Source organism: Leifsonia sp. KNZ12-8B (genome assembly GCF_056755495.1).
In genome coordinates this window covers 1-18,914 of the sequence record NZ_JBPGXM010000072.1, presented here as the reverse complement: position 1 = coordinate 18,914, position 18,914 = coordinate 1, and the positions used below count along the sequence as shown (strand labels likewise).

Annotated in this window: 17 protein-coding genes; 10 read left to right on the top strand and 7 right to left on the bottom strand. The window is 71.3% G+C overall.

The window, feature by feature from the left end:
• A partial coding sequence (locus tag ACR9ZG_RS11720) for a Calx-beta domain-containing protein (RefSeq protein WP_481285013.1) occupies positions 1-1,173 on the top strand: 1,173 nt, incomplete at its 5' end.
• Positions 1,174-1,184: 11 nt separating this feature from the next.
• Here ACR9ZG_RS11720 and ACR9ZG_RS11715 read toward each other — a convergent pair.
• Complete coding sequence (locus tag ACR9ZG_RS11715; RefSeq protein ID WP_481285012.1) at positions 1,185-1,403, bottom strand: DUF3073 domain-containing protein; 219 nt, start codon at positions 1,401-1,403, stop codon at positions 1,185-1,187.
• A gap of 138 nt (positions 1,404-1,541) precedes the next feature.
• On the opposite strand from ACR9ZG_RS11715, the gene ACR9ZG_RS11710 reads away from it, so the two are divergent.
• A complete protein-coding gene (locus tag ACR9ZG_RS11710; protein ID WP_481285015.1) occupies positions 1,542-2,615 on the top strand; it encodes an NAD(P)-binding domain-containing protein in 1,074 nt (357 codons plus the stop codon).
• Positions 2,616-2,747: 132 nt separating this feature from the next.
• Here the strand turns inward: ACR9ZG_RS11710 and ACR9ZG_RS11705 are convergent, their stop codons facing one another.
• The 5 genes from ACR9ZG_RS11705 to ACR9ZG_RS11685 are packed head-to-tail and all read right to left on the bottom strand — an operon-like array spanning position 2,748 to position 8,873.
• Positions 2,748-4,745, bottom strand: coding sequence for a glycogen debranching N-terminal domain-containing protein (locus ACR9ZG_RS11705; RefSeq protein ID WP_481285011.1), 1,998 nt, complete (start codon positions 4,743-4,745; stop codon positions 2,748-2,750).
• Positions 4,742-5,530, bottom strand: coding sequence for a Type 1 glutamine amidotransferase-like domain-containing protein (locus ACR9ZG_RS11700; RefSeq protein ID WP_481285010.1), 789 nt, complete (start codon positions 5,528-5,530; stop codon positions 4,742-4,744). Before ACR9ZG_RS11700 ends, ACR9ZG_RS11705 begins: the two co-directional genes overlap by 4 nt.
• Entirely contained in the window at positions 5,527-6,441 is a 915-nt protein-coding gene (locus ACR9ZG_RS11695) for a carbohydrate ABC transporter permease (protein ID WP_481285009.1), read from the bottom strand. Before ACR9ZG_RS11695 ends, ACR9ZG_RS11700 begins: the two co-directional genes overlap by 4 nt.
• Positions 6,438-7,604 carry a carbohydrate ABC transporter permease gene (locus tag ACR9ZG_RS11690; protein WP_481285008.1) on the bottom strand — a complete coding sequence of 389 codons (1,167 nt, stop codon included), beginning with the start codon at positions 7,602-7,604 and terminating at the stop codon, positions 6,438-6,440. Before ACR9ZG_RS11690 ends, ACR9ZG_RS11695 begins: the two co-directional genes overlap by 4 nt.
• 15 nt (positions 7,605-7,619) lie before the next feature.
• Positions 7,620-8,873 (bottom strand): sugar ABC transporter substrate-binding protein, encoded by a 1,254-nt coding sequence (locus tag ACR9ZG_RS11685; protein ID WP_481285007.1) that lies wholly within the window; start codon positions 8,871-8,873, stop codon positions 7,620-7,622.
• Between the two features lie 321 nt (positions 8,874-9,194).
• On the opposite strand from ACR9ZG_RS11685, the gene ACR9ZG_RS11680 reads away from it, so the two are divergent.
• From ACR9ZG_RS11680 to ACR9ZG_RS11650, 7 genes are all read left to right on the top strand, one after another.
• Positions 9,195-10,250, top strand: coding sequence for a LacI family DNA-binding transcriptional regulator (locus ACR9ZG_RS11680; RefSeq protein ID WP_481285006.1), 1,056 nt, complete (start codon positions 9,195-9,197; stop codon positions 10,248-10,250).
• A 66-nt stretch (positions 10,251-10,316) separates the two neighbouring features.
• On the top strand, positions 10,317-10,898 hold the full coding sequence (locus tag ACR9ZG_RS11675; protein ID WP_481285005.1) for an antibiotic biosynthesis monooxygenase: 582 nt from the start codon (positions 10,317-10,319) through the stop codon (positions 10,896-10,898).
• 167 nt (positions 10,899-11,065) lie between these two features.
• Positions 11,066-11,899, top strand: a complete 834-nt coding sequence (locus ACR9ZG_RS11670; RefSeq protein ID WP_481285004.1) for a DUF4097 family beta strand repeat-containing protein — start codon at positions 11,066-11,068, stop codon at positions 11,897-11,899.
• Entirely contained in the window at positions 11,896-12,525 is a 630-nt protein-coding gene (locus ACR9ZG_RS11665; RefSeq protein WP_481285003.1) for a PadR family transcriptional regulator, read from the top strand. Before ACR9ZG_RS11670 ends, ACR9ZG_RS11665 begins: the two co-directional genes overlap by 4 nt.
• A 248-nt stretch (positions 12,526-12,773) precedes the next feature.
• Positions 12,774-14,936: an APC family permease gene (locus tag ACR9ZG_RS11660; protein WP_481285014.1), complete on the top strand. Its 2,163-nt coding sequence runs from the start codon at positions 12,774-12,776 to the stop codon at positions 14,934-14,936.
• Between the two features lie 154 nt (positions 14,937-15,090).
• Entirely contained in the window at positions 15,091-16,455 is a 1,365-nt protein-coding gene (locus tag ACR9ZG_RS11655; protein WP_481285002.1) for an NAD-dependent succinate-semialdehyde dehydrogenase, read from the top strand.
• Positions 16,456-16,569: 114 nt separating this feature from the next.
• Positions 16,570-17,343: a MerR family transcriptional regulator gene (locus ACR9ZG_RS11650; protein ID WP_481285001.1), complete on the top strand. Its 774-nt coding sequence runs from the start codon at positions 16,570-16,572 to the stop codon at positions 17,341-17,343.
• 223 nt (positions 17,344-17,566) lie between these two features.
• On the opposite strand, the gene yczE is transcribed toward ACR9ZG_RS11650, so the two are convergent.
• Positions 17,567-18,481: a membrane protein YczE gene (yczE, locus tag ACR9ZG_RS11645; protein ID WP_481285000.1), complete on the bottom strand. Its 915-nt coding sequence runs from the start codon at positions 18,479-18,481 to the stop codon at positions 17,567-17,569.
• A 64-nt stretch (positions 18,482-18,545) separates the two neighbouring features.
• Here yczE and ACR9ZG_RS11640 point away from each other — a divergent pair.
• The coding region (locus ACR9ZG_RS11640) for a GntR family transcriptional regulator (protein WP_481284999.1) at positions 18,546-18,914 on the top strand (369 nt) is incomplete at its 3' end.

The following is an 18,914-nucleotide window of genomic DNA, read 5'->3' as shown; positions in this document are numbered from 1 at the left end:
GCCCCCACCACCTCCGCCACCGGACTGACCCCGCTGGTCGACTGCGTGCAGGACGCCCCGCTCGGCGACGTGGTGTCGCGCACCGTCGTGCTCGGCTACCGGTTCACCGCCTCCGCGCCGCTCACCCTGGCTGCGGGAACGGGTGCCAACGACATCTCGGCGGGCGCAGCCGACCGGGGGCAGCCGACCCGCTTCCTTCCCGGCGAGCACCACGGTGTGGCCTTGCTGTCGTTCGACGCGAAGGCGGAGCCGTCGCTGCAGTGGCTGCTGGGCGGCGCGGTCGCTGCGCTCGACGGCTCTGCGCCCGCCTGCACGGCCGCGACCAGCGTGACGGTCGGGCTGCCCGCCTCGGTCCAGGCCGGATCCGCGTTCACCGCGACCGCCGTGGTATCGCGCCTGCTGCTGGCCGCGCCGACCGGTGGCGCCGTGGAGTTCTCCGTCGACGGCGGCGACCCGGTCACGGCCGTCCTCGCCGGCGGCCTGGCGCGCGCCGACCTGACCGCGTCCCGCCCCGGACGGCACACCGTCACCGCCCGCTTCGTGCCCGAGGACGGGTCGGACCTCCTGCCGTCGACGGGCTCCGCCGTCGTCGACGCGTCCGTGCCGAGCGGCCCGCTGACCGTCGCGGTGAACAGCGTCGTCGCGGGCAGCGCCTCCGTGCTGGTCACGGTCTCCCGCAGCTCCGCCACGGGGGAGGCGTCGGTCGATGTGGCGACCGCGGACGGCACGGCGAAGGCCGGCGTCGACTACGCGGCCACGGCGACGAGGGTGACCCTGCGCGACGGCGTGCGCTCGGCCACGGTGCGGGTGCCGCTGCTGGCGCGGAAGGCCGGGACGCCGGCCGGGACGTTCTTCGTCCTCCTGCAGCGCGCCTCGGCCCCCGTCACCACGGCGTCCGCCACCGTGCTGCTGCCGTCGGTCGCGGCGGCACCGGCGCCCGCGGCGGTGAGCGGTGGAGGGGCGGCCGGCCCGAGCGCGTCGGCCGCGGTGTCCGAGCGGCCCGACGAGGGGCCGTCATCCGCGCTGCCCGTGGCAGATCCGACGGCCGTGGCCGAGGCGCCGGCGGGACAGGACCTGCTGCTCATGCTCGCGGCGGGCGTGCTCACGGGCGCAGGGGTGCTCGGCGTGGTGAGCGTCATCCGGGGTGTCGGGATGCGGGATGCGCGCGACTGACGGCCGCGCGCTCAGGCGCGCTTCGGCGTCTCCGTCTCGGTGTCTTCCAAGTCGTCGTCGGAGTCGTAGCCCTCGGGCTCGTAATCGGACCACGCGTCGTACTGATCGTCGTCGTGGTGAGAGTGTCCGGTCAACTCACGCTCGAGAGCGTCGTAGTTGACGTCCGGGCTGAAGGACTTCAACTGGCGAGCGATCTTGGTGTGCTTTGCCTTCTGACGGCCGCGCCCCATGCGTGACCCCCTTTTGGTCCCGCCCGGGCGCGAGGCTCCCGGGAATCGAACAGAAACAAGAAAACTAGCATCGAGTTTAGCATGCAGGCCCTCGTGGGCCTGGAGTCGGCGCACAGCGAGGAATGGTGGGATGAGCGCGTGACCGCGACCAGGATCGAGACCCAGGTGGTGATCATCGGCGCGGGCCAGGCGGGGCTCGCCGTCGCCTACTATCTGCGCCGGTTCGAACTCGTTCCCGGCGTCGATTTCATCGTCTACGATCGCGGTCCCTCCACCGGCGGTGCCTGGCAGCACCGGTGGGACGCGCTCAAGCTCGGCAGCGCCCACCACGTCAACGACCTGCCCGGGATGGCGGAGCTCGGGCTCAGCTTCGCGACGGCCGACCGCTCACTCCCCGCGCGGGACATCGTGGCCGGGTACTACCGGCGCTACGAGGAGCACTTCGGGCTGCAGGTGCACCGCCCGGTCAGCGTGGACAGCGTCTTCGACGAGGGCGCCGATCTGATCGTGCGGCACACGGAGGGCGAGACGGTCACGCGCGTCGTCGTGAACGCGACGGGCACCTGGGGTGCGCCGTTCGTGCCCTGGTACCCGGGGATGAACGAATTCCGCGGCAGGCATGTGCACACGTCGACCTACCGCTCGGCGGAGGACTTCGCCGGCCAGTCGGTGGTCGTGGTCGGCGGAGGGACGAGCGCGATCGGGTTCCTCCTGGAGCTGGAGGGAGTGGCGTCCTCGCTGACCTGGGCGACCCGGCGCCCGGTGGAGTTTCGCGACGAGTCGGAGCTCACCATCGAGGGAGGCGTCGCCGCCGTTGCCATGCAGGATGCCGCCGCGCGGGCCGGTCAGGCGCTGCCGAGCATCGTCAGCGGCACCGGCGTGCCGAGGACGCGACGCATCGCGGCCGGCATCGAGCGCGGCCTCCTGGTCGAGCGGCCGATGTTCACCCGGATCGAACCGGACGGCGTCGGCTGGCCGGACGGCTCCTTCACCCAGGCGGATGCCATCATCTGGGCGACGGGCTTCCGGCAGGAGCTGCGTCACCTCGCACCGCTCAAGCTGCGCGAGAAGGCGGGTGGACTCACCGTGGCGTCCGGGGCCTCCTGGCAGGACCCGCGCATATTCCTGGCCGGGTATGGCCCGCAGGCGAGCACGATCGGCGCGAACCGCGCCGGCCGAGTGATCGCGCGCCAGATCATGGCGCAGTTGTAGGGCGCCCCACGTCTCGCGGCGTCCCGCGCACCCGGACGCGCACGCGGACGCGGACGAGGCCGCGCCGTTCGGGTGAGCGGCGCGGCCTCTGCCATCGCAGGGGGCGACGGGTCCGGGAGGGTCGGGGTGCGATTACGGCACGTCGACCTCGCGCGGGCGGCCGGCGAAGCGCAGCCCGGAGATCCGCATGGCGCCGGCGGCCGGGTCGGGGCTGACGTCGAAGCGGTCGGCCGGGGCGTCCGCGCGGAGGCCCAGTCTCGCCGAGAGCACGGCGACTGCGGCCGCGGCCGACCAGGCCTGCGGGCGGCAGGCGGCGGGGTACGGGATGGGTGCGCGGGTGTCGGCAGCGCTGTCGCCCGAGTGGAGCTCCGGCATGCGGTACCCGAAGCCCTCCGCGGCGGCGAGGAGCCCGTCGGCGAGGGTCGCCGCCTGCTCGGTGTGGCCCTCGCGAGCGAGGCCCGCGATCGCGATCGCCGTGTCGTGGGCCCACACGCTGCCGCCGTGATAGCTGAGCGGCCAGTAGCCTCCTGCCGCGGTCGACATCGTGCGGAGGCCGTAGCCGGAGGCGAGCTCGGGCGATACCAGGCGGTCGGCGATCAGCGCGGACTGCTCGGCGGTCAGGATGCCGGTGCCGAGCAGGTGGCCGATGTTGCTGGTGACCGAGTCGACAGGGCGCTTGGCCGCGTCGAGCGCCACCGCGGGGTACCCGCCGGCCGGGTCGTCGATCCAGAACGCGTCGGCGAATCGCGCCTTGAGCGCCTCGGCCCACGCACGCCACTCCTCCGCGCCCGGACGGCCGAACGCCTCGAGCAGGGCGGCGCCGCCCATCGCGGCCTCGTATGCGTAGCCCTGCACCTCGCAGAGCGCGATGGGGCCCTCGGCCAGCGTGCCGTCGTTCCACTGGATCGAGTCGCCGGAGTCCTTCCAGCCCTGGTTCGCCAGCCCGTGGCCGGTGGTGTCGACGTACTCGAGGAAGCCGTCGCCGTCGCTGTCCCCGTAGTCGCGCATCCACGCGAGGGCCGCCTCCAGGTTGGGGAGCAGCGCCTCCACCTCGTCCGCAGGCATGCCCCAGCGCCACGCGTCGTGCAGCAGCATCGCCCACAGCGCGGTGGCGTCGACCGTGCCGTAGTACAGCGGGGGGAGCACGACGCCTTCTCCGGGGATCTCGAGCACCGACGGCCGCAGCTCGTGCATGATCTTGCCGGGCTGCTCGGCCGTCTCTGCGACCTCGGTCGTGCCCTGCAGGTGCGCGAGCACGCGGAGGGTGGAGGCGGCGAGCTCGGTCCCGAGCGGGAGCAGCATGCGCGCGGCCCACAGGGAGTCGCGGCCGAAGAGCGTGAAGAACCACGGCGCACCGGCGGCGAGGAAGACGTCGTCCGGGTGCTCGGCGGTCGACATCCGGAGCGCCTGCAGGTCGGTGACCGCCTGGTCGAGCCAGGCCGCGAGGCGCGAGTCGCCGGTGGCGGCGCGGAACTCCGCCCACTCGGCCGACGGGGCGGCACCCGCGACGACGGCGGTCGGGTCGTCCACCTCCAGCTGCCAGGTGACGACGGCCTCGGAGCCGCCGGCGACCTCGACCGGCCAGCGCAGGCGGGCGGAGCCGTCGACGGCCTCGACCTCTGCGCCCTCCGCGGTGAGCCGGGCGCTGACCCGACCGGAGGTGAAGGTGGCGCCTTCGTGCGCGGCGATGGTCTCGACCGGGTGCTCGGCGCCGGTGAGCCCGGCCTTGATCCGCTGCATGGCGGTGAAGTCGGCGGCGACCTCGACCTCGACGGTCGTGGTGATGGGCGTGCGGAGCGCGTTGCGCAGCACGATCGTCTCGCGAAGCACGCCGGCGCTCACCTCGCGCCTGCGGTCGACGCGAACCCGCGGGTCGGCGGTCTCGTCGTCGATGCCCCGCGCGAGGAGGGTGAAGACGGCCGTCGCTGCGTCGGGGGAGGCGGTCGCGATGTGCTCCAGCGCAGAGCCGTCGAGCGACAGGGCGATGCGGCCGAGGATGCGCAGATCCGAGTGGTAGAAGCCCTGGATGCCCGCGCCGTCCACAGAGCCGTCGGGTCGTGACCAGGCCTGGCTGGGCGCGGTCAGGACAACGACGCTGTCGTGCAGGAGCGGTTGGAGCGGCTGGGTCATCGTGGCGTCGGTACTTCCTGGTCGAATGCTGCGGAGGGGGAGGGAGAAGCGGGGGAGCCGGTGAGGAGTCGCGGCTCGAGCCGCGTCTCCTCCACTCCGGCGGGGGAATCGCGGAGGCGCCAGACGCCCGCGCCGGGGCGTTCGGTGACGATGTCGACGATGCGGGCATCCTGGTACACCAGCCCGGTGCCCTCTTCGAGGGCGTGGCCGCCCGGCAGCTCGCCCGCGGCCAGCGCGGCGAGGTGCGCCGGGCGACGCGCCGGATCGGCGTCCCAGTGCACGCCGAGCGAGCCGGGCACGAAGCCGAGTCCGTCGGCGACGGCGGAGACGTCGGGGCCGAAGGAGGACGTCGTCCCGCCCTCGTGCCAGCACAGCGCGCCCGCCGAGCCGCCGGCGAGCACGACCCCCGCCTGCCACGCCTCCCGCAGGATCGCGTCGAGCCCGTGGGCGCGCCAGACGGCGAGGAGGTTGACCAGGCTGCCGCCGCTGACCCAGACGACGTCCTGGGCGAGGAGGTGCGAGCGAAGATCGGGCACGTTGGGGTGCGGGAAGAAGCGGACGTGGCTCGCGTCGACCCCGGCGGCGCGCGCCGCCTCGAGCTCGGCGCCCTCGACGTGCCGCTGGTCGCCGCCCGCGGTGTTGATGTGCGCGACCCGCGGTCGCCGCCCCTCCACCCGGGCGAGCGCGATGGCGTGCTGGAGGAGCGGGCCGTAGACGGAGTCCGTCCAGGTGCCGCTGTCGAGCCCGCCGCAGGTGGCGAGGATGGTGGGTCGTTCGGCCGTCACTCCTTCACCGCTCCCTCGCTCGAGTTCATGATGCGGCGCTGGAAGACGAAGAAGAGCACGGCGACAGGGATGGTCATGATGGCCGCCGCCGCGAGCTTGAGCGGGTACTGGCTGCCCTGGCTGAGCTGGCCGCTGGCGAGACCGGCGACACCCTTGGTCAGCGTGGTGAGGGCCGGGTCCTGTGTGGAGACGATGAAGTGCGCGAGCTCGTTCCACGACCCCTGGAACGACAGGATGATGATCGTCACGAGCGCCGGACGCGCCATCGGCAGCACGATCGACCAGAACACCCGGAAGGTGCCTGCGCCGTCGATGCGGGCCTGCTCCTCGACGCTCGCCGGGATCGACTCGAAGAAGCCCTTCATGATGAAGACGCCGGCAGCATCGGTCAGCAGCGGCAGGATCATGCCCGTGTACGAGTCGTAGATGCCGAGCTGGTTGATCACGAGGAACTTCGGGATCAGCAGGACGACGGCCGGCACCGACATGACCGCGACGAGGGCGGCGAAGATGACGCTCCGCCCGCGGAACTGGAGCCGCGCGAGAGCGTAGCCCGCGAGCGAGTCGAAGAACACGCGCCCCAGGGTGACGAAGACCGTCACGATGACGGAGTTGCCGAACCACACCGGGAAGTCGGAGTTCAGGAAGAGGCGCGTGTACGCCGCGTTGGTGAACGTCTCGGGGATCAGCGAGATGGGGTTCGCGGTCGCGTCGGCATCCGTCTTGAACGACGTCGCGAGCTGGATCAGGAACGGCATGATGTAGATCACCGCGAGCACGACGAGGATCGCATACGTGATCGAGGTGGCCACGACGGTCCCGGTCGAGCGGCGGCGCGGGCCGGTCGCCCGGTACGGCGTGACCGGGGACGCCGTGGCGTCCGCGGGGATCGGCTGGGTCGCGGTGGTCATCGCCGGGCTCCCTTCGTGGGGACATCGTCATCGTCGGCGACGGCCGCCGGTACCGAGCCGCCGGCGTTCGCCGCGGCCGTGCTCGCCGAGATGGCCGGCTGGTAGAGCCGCATCCGGCGCTTGGACACCGTCCGCTCCGCGAGCACCCAGCGCTGGAACAGCGTGAAGAGCACGATGATGACGAAGAGGATGAAGGCGATCGCCGCGCCCTGGCCCCACTCCTGGTCGATGAACGACGTCTTGTAGGAGAGGTAGGCGGGGGTCAGCGTCGTCTTGCCGGGTGCCCCGCGGCTGCCCGTGTAGATCTGATCGAATACCTGCCAGCAGCCGATCAGGCCGAGCGTCAGGACGGTGAACAGGGTCGGGCGCAGCTGCGGGAGGGTGATCCGCCAGAACCGCTGCCAGCCGTTCGCGCCGTCCATCATCGCCGCCTCGGTGACGTCGCCGCCGAGGTTCTGCAGCGCGGCGATGAACAGGAGCATGAAGGTGCCGCTCGTGGTGAAGATCGCCATGATGATGTAGACCGACATCGCGACCGACGGACCGCCCAGCCAGTCCCACCAGGAGACGCCGAGGAGGTCGTTGCCCGTGAGCGCCTGCGGCCCCTGGCTCACACCGAACACGCCGAGGAGGTTGTGGATGATCCCGCGGGGATCGTTGAGCCAGTTCGGCCCGTGGATGCCCAGCCACGAGAGCGCCTTGTTGACCGCGCCCGAGGTGGAGAACAGGAAGAGGAAGAGGACGGTGATCGCGACGGAGCTGGTCACCGAAGGGAAGTAGAACGCGGTGCGGAAGAAGCCGCGCCCGCGGAGGACGGCCCGGTTGACCAGCACGGCGAGGAACAGGGACACCGCCGTCTGGATGGGCACCACGAGGATGACGTACCAGGCGTTGTTCTTGAGCGACATGCCGAAGTCCTGCTCGGCGAGCCCGCCTCCGGCGAGGAGCTGCCGGTAGTTGTCGAGCCCGACGAAGTTCACGTCGGAGGAGAAGGGGCTTCCGCGCCCTCCCCAGTCGGAGAAGCTGACCCAGAGCGCCATCAGCACGGGGATGACGAGGAAGACGCCGAGCAGCAGGATGACCGGGGCGGTGAACAACCACCCCGAACCGGCCTCGCCGCGCCGGATTCCGGAACGGCGAGACCGACTCGTGGCGTGCGACATGATGCTGGACGTCCCTTACTTGACCAGGGCTTCGAGGTTCTTCTGCGTGGTCTCGAGGATCGACTTCGGGTCGCCGGTCGCCAGCGACTCCAGCTTGCTGTTGAAGTCGGTCACCACGTCGGCAGAGCCCTTGGCGGTCGGAACGCCCTTGGCGTAGTCGGCGGCGTCGAGGAACGGCACGAGCTCCGGGTTGGCCGACTTCCACTCGTCGGCGGCGGACTTGATCGACGGCATCGGTCCGAAGGCGTCGGAGAACGCCAGCTGGTCCTCCTTGCTGGTCAGCTTCTCGACCAGCTTGAGCGCGGCGGCCTGGTTGGGGCTGTCGGCGGCGATGCCCCAGCAGTTGGTGAACTGCAGGGTGCCCTGGCCGGCCGGGCCCTCGGGAAGCTCGACGACCTTGTACTTCACGTTGGGGAAGTCGGCCTTGAGGCCGCCGGTGATCCAGTTGCCCTCGATCGTCATCGCGGCCAGGCCCTTGCCGAACGCCTCGCCGCCCCAGCCGGCGCCGAGGTCCTTGGCGAATTTGAGCTCGCCGCCCTTGAGCATCTGCTGCACGTAGTCGAGCGCCTTGACGTTGGCCTCGCTGTCGGCGGTGGCCTCGGTGCTGTCGTCGTTCATGAGGTTGCCGCCGGCCTGCACCATGAAGGCGCCCACGCGGGCGTACTCGCCGGAGATGCCGAGACCGACCTGGCTGCCGGTGGTGAGCTTCTTGGCGACGGCCTCGAGGTCGTCCCAGGTCTTCGGGTAGTCGGCGTCGGTGAGGCCCGCCGCGCTCCACAGGTCGGTGTTGATGATGAGCTGGAGGGTCGAGAAGTCCTTCGGGGCGCAGTAGAACTGCCCGTCGTAGGTGAAGGACTTCACCAGGCTCGGGTAGAAGTCGTCTTTGTTCGCGAGCTGGTCGCCGTAGGCGAGCAGCGATCCGTTGGAGGCGTAACCGGCCAGCGCGTCGGTCGACAGGTAGAACACATCGGCGGGCTTCTTCGCCGCGAAGCCCTGCGAGAGCTGCTGGTTGAGGTCGGTGGCGGCCACGACGGTGGCCTTGGTGCCGGAGTCGCTCGACCAGTCGCCGACGGCCTTCTTGACCGCGGCGGTCTCGGCGTCGCCGGAGGACCCGATCATGACGGTGAGCGCCTTGTCGGACGACGTGAGCTTGCCAGAGTCGTCGCTGCCGCTGCCGCCGTTGAAGCCGGAGCCGCAAGCGGTGAGGGCGAGCGCCGCCGCGGCGGCGACGGCGACGCCCGCGAGCCGGCGGGTGATGTGACGTTGCATGGTGTTCCTTCTCCTTGGTGTGAGTGTGCCCGGCGCTACGACTGCGCGCGGGTCCGGGGGGCGAAGTGGTGGAGAACCGACCGGCGGGCGGCGGCTGTGGAGGCATGCGGGACGGGTACGGGGACGCCTCGCTTCGCTGCGCGCATCCGACCTCCTCTGGTCCTCGCTGAGCCTCCGGATCTGTCGTTTGATCGTTCAAATGTCGCGGTGCTAGCCTGCACTTTGAACGATCAAACGGGAGTGGTCACACCATAACCATCGTGTTCCGAAGGTGTCAACCCGACCGCTATGGTCTGAACAGACGAGAGGGGGAGGAGCCGCATGGGAGCGCAGCCGACGGTCAGCGACGTCGCCGGCATCGCCGGCGTCTCGCGGCAGACCGTGTCCAACGTCCTCAACGCGCCGGAGCTGGTCCGCCCCGCGACCCGCGAGCGCGTCGAGGACGCGATCCGCACCCTGGGCTACCGGCCCCACGCGTCGGCGCGGCGGCTGCGCACGCAGAAGAGCTCGACCATCGGCATCCGGCTCGACCCGACCACGCAGGACGGCATCTCGGGCAGCATCCTCGACCGCTTCCTCCACGCCCTCACCGAGCGCGCCGACCGGCAGGGGCTGCGCGTGCTCCTCTTCACCGCCGACGACCCCGACGACGAGATCGCCCAGTTCCGGCGGCTGTCCGACGCGGCCGACGTCGACGGCTTCGTCCTCACCTCCACCTTCGTGGGCGATCCGCGCACCCAGTGGCTCATCGACCACGGGCGCTCGTTCGTCACCTTCGGCCGCCCGTGGGGCATCGACGACATGACCGATCCGCAGCACCTCTGGGTGGATGTGGACGGTCGCTCCGGTCTCCGCGACGCGACCCGGCATGTGCTCGGGCTCGGCGCGCGCCGGGTCGGCTACCTCGGCTGGCCGGCGGGCTCCGGCACCGGCGACGACCGCCGGCTCGGCTGGATCGAGGCGATGCGGGAGGCCGGAGTGGTGCAGGAGGCCGAACTCGCGTCGCTGGAGGCTGCCTCGGAGGACATCGTGCCGTCCGGCGCCGAGGCGATGCGGCGGCTGCAGGAGTCGGCGGCACCGGGAGGCGGGGTGGATGCGGTGGTCTGCGCCTCCGACTCGCTCGCGCTCGGGGCGCTGACCGTGGTCGGCCGCAGCATCCCGATCGTCGGCTATGACAACACCCCGATCGCGTCGTCGCTGGGGTTCTCGAGCGTGGAGCAGCCGCTGGACGACGTCGCCGCCGGGGTGCTGGAGCTGCTGACCGGCGTGCACGGAGGCCGGGTCGACCCGGAGGCGCCCGTGGCCGATCCGCGCCACCGCCTGATCGCGCCGCGCCTGGTCGCACGCACCGGCGACGCCCTCGTCTCCCCGCGCTGAGCCGCGATCCGGCACAGATCTCGAGCCTGAAACACTCGCGAAACGCACGCCGCCGAGAATGGAGGCATGACTCCACAAGAGCCGCTCCAGGAGGCGCCACGAGCGCTCCGCGTCCCGATCACCGTCTCCATCACCCGCCGCGTCGACAGCACGCGCCTGCCCGAGGTCACGCACTGGGTGCAGGCGGGCGTCAACCTCGCGAACCGCTACGAGGGCTTCCTCGGCTCGGGCTGGGTGCGCGCCCACGCCGACTCCGACGAGTGGCACATGCTGTACCGCTTCGCCGATGCCGACGCCCTGGAGGCGTGGGAGGCCTCCGACGACCGGGCGGACTGGCTGTACGAGGGACGCGAGCTGGTCGAGGTGTCGCGGGTGGAGCGGCGGACCGGCATCGAGGGCTGGTTCGACCAGCCGCAGCCCGGCGCACCCGCCGCGCCGCCTCGCTGGAAACAGGCGGTGACGATCTGGCTCGGCTTCTTCCCGCTCTCGCTCCTCTTCACCTCCCTCACGGGCTGGCTCGTCCCGGGCTGGCACACGCTCTGGCCGCTCGCGACCGTGCTCATCACGACGCTGTGCCTCACGCCGACGATGACGTACCTCCTGCTCCCCTTCGTCACCCGGCTCCTGCAGCCCTGGCTGCGGCGCTGACGAGCCGCCGGTCGTCGCCGAGGCGCTCGGGGGGAACCCTGAGCGCACCCTGAGATCCGCCGCCGGCCCTTGCATCCGTCCGAGGACGCGATATATCGTGACTTTCGTCAACATCGCGATATATCGCGAGTCACCGTACAGCACCACCGATGCAAGGAGAGCAGCACATGGCACAGGAGAAGTGGCTGGTCCAGCCGGGCGAGAGCCGCACCATCGACGTGGAGGTCGTCCGCACCCTCAAGGTCGGCCTCCTCGGCGGCCAGATCGACATCATCGGGCACGACGAGCCTGGCGCGCGCGTCGAGGTCCACTCGGTCCAGGGCCGCGACCTCAAGGTCACCATCGACGGCGACCGCCTCGAGATCGACCACCCGCAGCTGCGCTGGGACAACTTCATCGAGGTGTTCTCCTCGATGCGCTCCAGCGCCAAGGCGGACATCAGCGTGCTGGTCCCGCGCGACGTGGCCCTGAAGTTCGGCGTCGTGTCGGCCTCCGCCCTCATCTCGGGGCTGGCGACCGACGCGCGGCTGAGCACGGTCTCCGGCGACGTCGTCGTGGACGGCCTCACCGGCGACATCGAGCTCAACTCGGTGAACGGCGAGCTCTCGGCGCGCGACCACACCGGCCGCATCGTCGCGCACACGGTCTCGGGCGACGTCACGGCGACCGGCGCGATCCGCCGGTTCTCGGTCGACGGCGTCTCCTCCGACGTGATGGTCGACATCTCCGGGACGCCCGACGAGATCCAGATCAACACGGTGTCGGGCGACTCGACCATCCGGCTTCCCGAGGCGCTGGGCGCCCGGTACCGCGTCAACACCGTCTCGGGCAAGGTGCAGCTCGACAACATCACCGTCGTCGGGCACGCAGGCAAGGGGTACACCGGCACGTCCGGCTCGCTCGACGGCTCGTGGGTGGAGATCAGCGTGAACTCCGTGTCGGGCGACGTGGCGGTGCTGCGCAGCGCCTCCACCGCACGCAGCGAGGGGGCGACGGCGTGACCCCCGTGTTCGCGCACGGCAGCCTCCGGCTCTACCTGCTGAGCCTGCTCGACGAGCGGCCGCGCCACGGCTACGAGCTCATCCAGGCGCTCGGCGACCGCTTCGGCGGCACCTACAGCCCGAGCGCCGGCACCATCTACCCCCGGCTGGCGAAGCTGGAGGAGGAGGGCCTGGTCACCAAGACGGCGGACGGCCGCAAGACGGTCTACGCCATCACGGAGGCGGGGAGGGCCGAGCTGGCCGCCCGGCGCCCGGAGCTCGACGCGATCGAGGACGAGCTGACCGACTCGGTCCGCCGGCTGGCCGACGAGGTGCGCTCCGGCGTCGACGGGGCCATGCGCGCCCTCCGCGCCGAGCTGGCCTCGGCCGCGCAGGAGGCGCGGCGCGGCGCCGACCGGGTCGACCCGCGGCAGGAGCGGAAGGACGCCTCGCGCGACGCGCGGTCGGCGGCCTCCGCCGCGGCGCGCGAGGCCGACGCGCTGCTCAACGACTTCCGGCAGCAGCTGCGGACCGAGTTCCGGCTGCAGGCGTCGCGCGGAACGCTGCCGGACGAGGTCGTGACCCTGCTCAAGGACGAGCTCTCGCGTGCGAAGCGAGCCGTCCTCCAGGCGCTCGGCCGGTCATGAATCCGCCGGTGGGAGGGGCTTTCCGCAAACACGCAGCAACTCTCGGCCCATGCTCATCCGGCTCCCAGTGAGGCCGCGCCTGCTCGCGCCGCCGCGGAATTCCGCGGCGGCCGGGGAGGCGGTCGCACCGCAGCCAGTTCTTGCAGATGTGCAGCCTCCCGCAGCGGCGCCGCGCCGACTTGACAGTGTTTTCGCGGCGAGTATGCTCGCACCTCGTGACAATCGAGGGGAAATCCCCCAAGCGCTGGCTGATCGGTGACCCGCTGCCGAGCGAGAAGCTCGAAGGACAGCTGCTCCCGAAGCACCTCGCCCTACCCATCTTCGCGTCGGACGCGCTCTCCTCCGTGGCCTATGCGCCGCAGGAGCTGCTGATGATCCTGCTGCTCGGCGGGCTCGCGTTCCTGAGCTTCGCGCCCTGGGTGGCGGCGGCCGTCGTCGTGCTCCTCATCACGGTCGTGCTGAGCTACCGGCAGCTGGTGAAGGCGTACCCCTCTGGAGGCGGCGACTACGAGGTCGCGCACAAGAACCTCGGCGAGAAGGCCGGGCTCGTCGTCGCGTCGGCGCTCCTCGTCGACTACGTGCTCACCGTGGCCGTGTCGGTCGCCTCCGGCGTCGACAACATCATCTCGGCGCTGCCGTTCCTCTCGCCCTGGCGGGTGGAGCTCGCCATCCTCTGCGTCGTCATCATCGCCGCCGTGAACCTGCGCGGCGTGCGCGAGTCGAGCAAGGCCTTCGCCGTTCCGACGTACATCTTCATCGGCAGCATCTTCGTGATGATCGTCACCGCCCTCGTGCGCACGGTCTTCGGGGACGCTCCGGTGGCCGAGTCGGCGGCGTTCCAGGTCCATGCGGACAGCCTCACGCAGGCGGCGATGGTCCTGCTGCTGCTGCGCGCCTTCTCGAGCGGCTGCTCCGCCCTGACCGGTGTGGAGGCCGTGGCCAACGGAGTGCCCGCGTTCCGCACGCCGAAGATCCGCAACGCCCGCGCGACGCTCGGCATGATGGGCGGCATCGCGATCGTGCTGTTCGCCGGGCTCACCGCGACCGCGCTGATCAGCGGTGTCCACTACGCCGAGAACCCGTGCGACCTGCAGGGCTGGGCGCAGTGCGCGACCGAGCCGCAGCGCAGCCTGATCGCGCAGATCGCGGCCGCGACCTTCGGCAACAACACCATCCTCTTCTTCCTGATCCAGGCCGCGACCGCCGTCGTGCTGCTGCTCGCGGCGAACACCGCGTTCAACGGCTTCCCGCTGCTGGGCTCCGTGCTCGCGCGCGACTCCTACGCTCCGAAGGCCCTCAACACCCGCGGCGACCGGCTCGTTTACTCCAACGGCATGATCCTGCTGGCGCTCGCCGCGATCGCGCTGCTGCTCGTGTACCAGGCGAACCTGACGCACCTCATCCAGCTCTACATCATCGGCGTCTTCGTCTCGTTCACCCTCGGCCAGTCCGGGATGGTGAAGCACTGGATCACGCTCCTGCGCTCCGGCGGCCAGACCGGTCGCGAGCGCACCAGCATCGTGCGCTCGCTCTGCATCAACGCGTTCGGCGCCTGCCTGACCGCGATCGTGCTCGTCGTCGTCACGATCACGAAGTTCACCCACGGCGCGTGGCTCGTCTTCCTCTTCATGCCGATCCTGTGGTTCCTGATGCTCGGCGTGAACCGGTACTACCGCGACGTCGAGAAGGAGGTGGAGGTCGACCCGACGACCACCTTCGGCAGCGTCGGCGACCACGCCGTGGTCCTCATCGGCAAGATGCAGAAGCCGGCCCTGAAGGCGCTCGACTACGCGATCGCCGCCCGGCACGACTCCATCGAGGCCGTCCACGTCTCCATCGACGAGGAGGCGACGCAGAAGCTGCAGCGCCAGTGGATCGAGCAGAACATCCACGTGCCGCTCACGATCATCGAGTCGCCCTACCGCGAGTTCGGCCTCCCGCTGGTCAAGTACATCAAGCACCGGCGCGAGGAGCACGGCTCCGAGGTCGTGACGGTCTATCTGCCGCAGTACATCGTCGGCCACTGGTGGGAGTCGCTGCTGCACAACCACCGCGCGCGCCGCATCAGCAAGCAGCTGATGCTGGTGCACGGCGTCACCGTCGCGCTGGTGCCCTGGCTGCTCGACTCGTCGTCGCTGATCTACGGTCGGCGCTCGCGCCCGCTGCCCGGCCAGGACCGCCGCGGGGAGCCGGTGCGCCCGGTCGCCCGGCGTCCGCTGGTGCCGGCGTCGAAGCCGCACGCGCGCATCCACATCCACCCGGTGCCGTTCGGGATCGGGCCGGAGGAGGGCGGCGGAGCCGTGGGGACGCCGGTCGCGCCTCCCGCCGGCGGTACGCCGGTCGAGTCTCCCGCCGAGCCTGCAGCGGCGACGGTCACACCCGCGTCGGGCAAGCAGCGCGTCAAGCGCTGAGCCGCGTGACGGTCGGGTCTCCACCGACCCGTCCGGCCTGTACGCGCTGGCGATCAGAGGCCGCGAACTGGGACACTGTGTCGAGGCGTGCCGTGCGCGCGACGCGTAGTGTCGTGCGGATACGCCTGCCCATCCGATGGAGAAGAGGAACGCTATGAGCTACGCCGTGACCAATCCCGCCACGGGCGAGACGGTCAAGACCTACGACACCATCAGCGACGCCGACCTCGACGCCGCCATCGCCGCCGCGGACGACGCCTTCCGCACCTGGTCGAAGGAGACCACGGTCGAGGAGCGCGCTGCCCTGGTGCGCCGTGTCGGCGAGCTGCACGTCGAGCGCCGCGAAGAGCTGGCCGACATCATCGTGCGCGAGATGGGGAAGACCCGCGAGCAGGCCCTCGGCGAGGCCGACTTCGCCGGCGCGATCTACGAGTACTACGCGGACAACGCGGCCGAGTTCCTGAAGGACGAGCCGATCACGCTGCTCGACGGCGAGGGCTCCGCGGTCATCCGCCGCTCCGCGCTCGGCGTGCTGCTCGGGATCATGCCCTGGAACTTCCCCTACTACCAGGTGGCGCGCTTCGCCGGGCCGAACCTGATCATCGGCAACACCATCCTCCTGAAGCACGCCGAGCAGTGCCCCGAGTCGGCCGCGGCGATCGAGCGCATCTTCCTCGACGCCGGCTTCCCGCGGGGCGCCTACGTCAACATCTACGCCGACCACGCGCAGATCGAGCGCGTCATCGCCGACCCGCGGGTGCAGGGCGTCTCGCTCACCGGCTCCGAGCGCGCCGGCGCGAAGGTCGCCGAGGTCGCCGGGCGCAACCTCAAGAAGGTCGTGCTCGAGCTGGGCGGCTCCGACCCGTTCGTGCTGCTCTCGACCGACGACCTCGACGCGACCGTGCAGGCCGCGGTGGACGCACGCCTCGACAACAACGGCCAGTCCTGCAACGCGGCGAAGCGCTTCGTCGTCGCGGACGAGCTGTACGACTCCTTCCTCGACAAGTTCACCGCCAAGCTCGCCGAGGTCGAGGCGACCGACCCGAACGCCGAGGATGCGACGCTCGGCCCGTTGTCGTCCCTCCGCGCCGCCGAGAACCTCGACGAGCAGGTCAAGCGCGCGGTCGAGAACGGCGCCAGGCTGGTGCGCGGTGGCGGCCGCAACGGCGCCTTCTTCGAGACCACGGTGCTCACCGACATCACCACCGACAACCCGGCGTCGAAGGAGGAGTTCTTCGGTCCGGTCGCGCAGGTGTACCGCGCGAAGGACGAGGCCGACGCGGTCCGCATCGCGAACGACACCCCGTTCGGCCTGGGCTCGTACGTCTACACCACCGACCAGGAGCAGGCGCTGCGCGTCGCCGACCAGATCGAGGCCGGGATGGTCTTCGTGAACGTCGTGCTCGCCGACGGCGCCGAGCTGCCGTTCGGCGGCATCAAGCGCTCCGGCTCCGGTCGCGAGCTCGGCCGGTTCGGCGCCGATGAGTTCGTCAACAAGAAGCTCATCCGCATCGGCTGAGCGCGCCTCCCTGCTGTCTCGAGCGGCCATCCTCCCGGTGTGGAGGGTGGCCGCTTGACCTTTACGCAGCGTCAACTTCTAACGTGGGGCTCACACCGCACGGAAGGAGGGGTCATGGACACGGCGACCGAGTGGAGTGTGCAGGAGATCGCCCGGCTCGCCGGGACGACCAGCCGCACGCTGCGCCACTACGACGACATCGGGCTGCTCACGCCCAGTCGCGTCGGCGGCAACGGCTACCGGTACTACGACCGCGACTGCCTCGTGCGACTGCAGCGCATCCTGCTGCTCCGCGACCTCGGGCTGGGCCTGCCGGCCATCGCCCGGGTGCTCGCCGACCGCCAGGATGCGGCGCCCGCCCTGCGCGACCACCTCGGGTGGCTGCGCAGCGAGCGGGAGCGGCTGGCGCGGCAGATCGCGTCGGTCGAGACGACCATTCAGGCGATCGAGACAGGAGGAGAGCTCATGGCCGAGCAGATGTTCGACGGGTTCGACCACACGCAGTACAAGGACGAGGTGGAGCAGCGCTGGGGGAAGGAGGCGTACGCCGCCTCCGACCGCTGGTGGCGCGGGATGACGCCCGAGGAGCGCCGCGACTGGCAGCGGCGGCAGCGACAGCTCGCCGCCGACTGGATGGACGCCGCCGCGCGCGGTGTCGACCCGCAGTCGGAGGAGGCGCAGGCGCTGGCGCGGCGGCACGCGGAGTGGCTGGGCTCCATCCCTGGCACGCCCGGTTCGGAGTCCGGCGTGCCGCCGCGCGCGTACGTCGAGGGCCTCGGCGACATGTACGTCGCCGACCCGCGGTTCGCTGCCAACTACGGCGGCGTGGAGGGCGCGACCTTCGTCCGCGACGCCCTGCGCGTCTACGCGGCCGCCCACCTGGCGTAGCCGCGCGGGCCTCGCCCGGTACCCGCCCCGGTTGGGCAGCCGCCGAGTACGCGCACTTTCCGCGTACTCGGCGGTTTTCGTTGTACTTCGTGTGTACTCGCCGGTTGGCCACCTCGCGAGTGCGCGAAAAGTGGGCGTACTCGGCGCGATTTGCGCGAAATCGTGCGTACTCGGCGGCCGGTGGCTGGCGGCCGGCGGCTGGCGGCCGGCGGCCGGCGGCTGGCTACGCGCGCGAGTGGTGGGGGTGTGCGGCGCGGGCGCGGCCGGTGAGGCGGTCGTCGAGCCAGTGGGCGGCGATCAGCCGGGAGGCGCGGGAGGGGCGCCGCGGCTCCGGCGCGGCCGGTGCGCGGTCGGGCTGGGCGCGGGCGACCAGCGGCGAGTCCGCGTGCCCCGCCATCCGCCCGCGGGCCGCCGCGTCGGATTCGAGCAGGATGCCGTCTCGCACGTCGAAACGGACGGCATCCCGCTCGTCCCGGAGGCCGGCCGACTGCTCGGCCGTCCCCTCCAGCTCGCCCTCCAGCGTCGCGGACGTTGCAGCGTCCCGCGGCAGCCGGATGGCGAAGAACGGAAGAGTGATGCTGCACAGCGGCCCGACCAGCAGCGCGAACGCCACCGTGCCGACGCCGACGTTGCCGCCGAGCAGCCACCCGATCACCAGCACGCTCACCTCGATGCCGGTGCGCACGGCCCAGATGGGCCAGCCGGTGCGGGCGTGGATGCCCGTCATCAGGCCGTCGCGCGGGCCCGGCCCGAGCTTCGGGCCGATGTAGAGGCCGGTCGCGACCGCGAGCAGCAGCAGGCCGGCGACGAACACGAGCACCTGCGCCCACAGCTCGGTGATCGGCGGGATGAGCCACAGCCCGAGCTGCGCACTCGGCCCGACCAGCAGCACGTTGAGCACCGTGCCGAGCCCCGGCCGCTGGCGGATCGGGATCCAGAACGCCAGCACCACGAGGCCGATCAGGTTGGTCACCAGCCCGAAGGCGAGGCCCGACTTGAGGGACACCCCCTGCGCCAGCACGTCCCACGGCGAGAGGCCGATGCCGGCCTGCACCATCAGCGCGATGGCGATCCCGTAGAGGAAGAGGCCGAGCAGCAGTTGCACGATGCGACGGGTGAGAAGGAGTCGGGCGTTCACGGTGACCATCCAATCCGATCGATTGGACTTCCATCAAGATGCCAATTCGCATAAGGTGGCCTTCATGTCGGATGCCCATCTCACCGCCCGCTCGCTCGAGGCCCTGCTCGGCCAGTGGCGCGGCCCCGGCTCGCAATACCTCCAGCTCGCGGACCGCATCCGCCTGCTCGTGCTCGACGGCCGCATCCCGATCGGCACCCGGCTGCCCGCCGAGCGCGACCTCGCGAGCCGGCTCGAGCTCAGCCGCACGACCGTGACGGCCGCCTACCGGCAGCTGCGCGAGGCGGGCTTCGCCGACAGCGTCCGCGGCTCCGGCAGCGTCGCGCGCCTGCCCGGCCCGGCGCTCGCCCTCGCCACGACCGGAGGGGAGGGGCTGCTCGACTTCACGAAGGCGTCGCTGCCCGCCGCCTCCAGCCTCCCCGCCGCCGAGGAG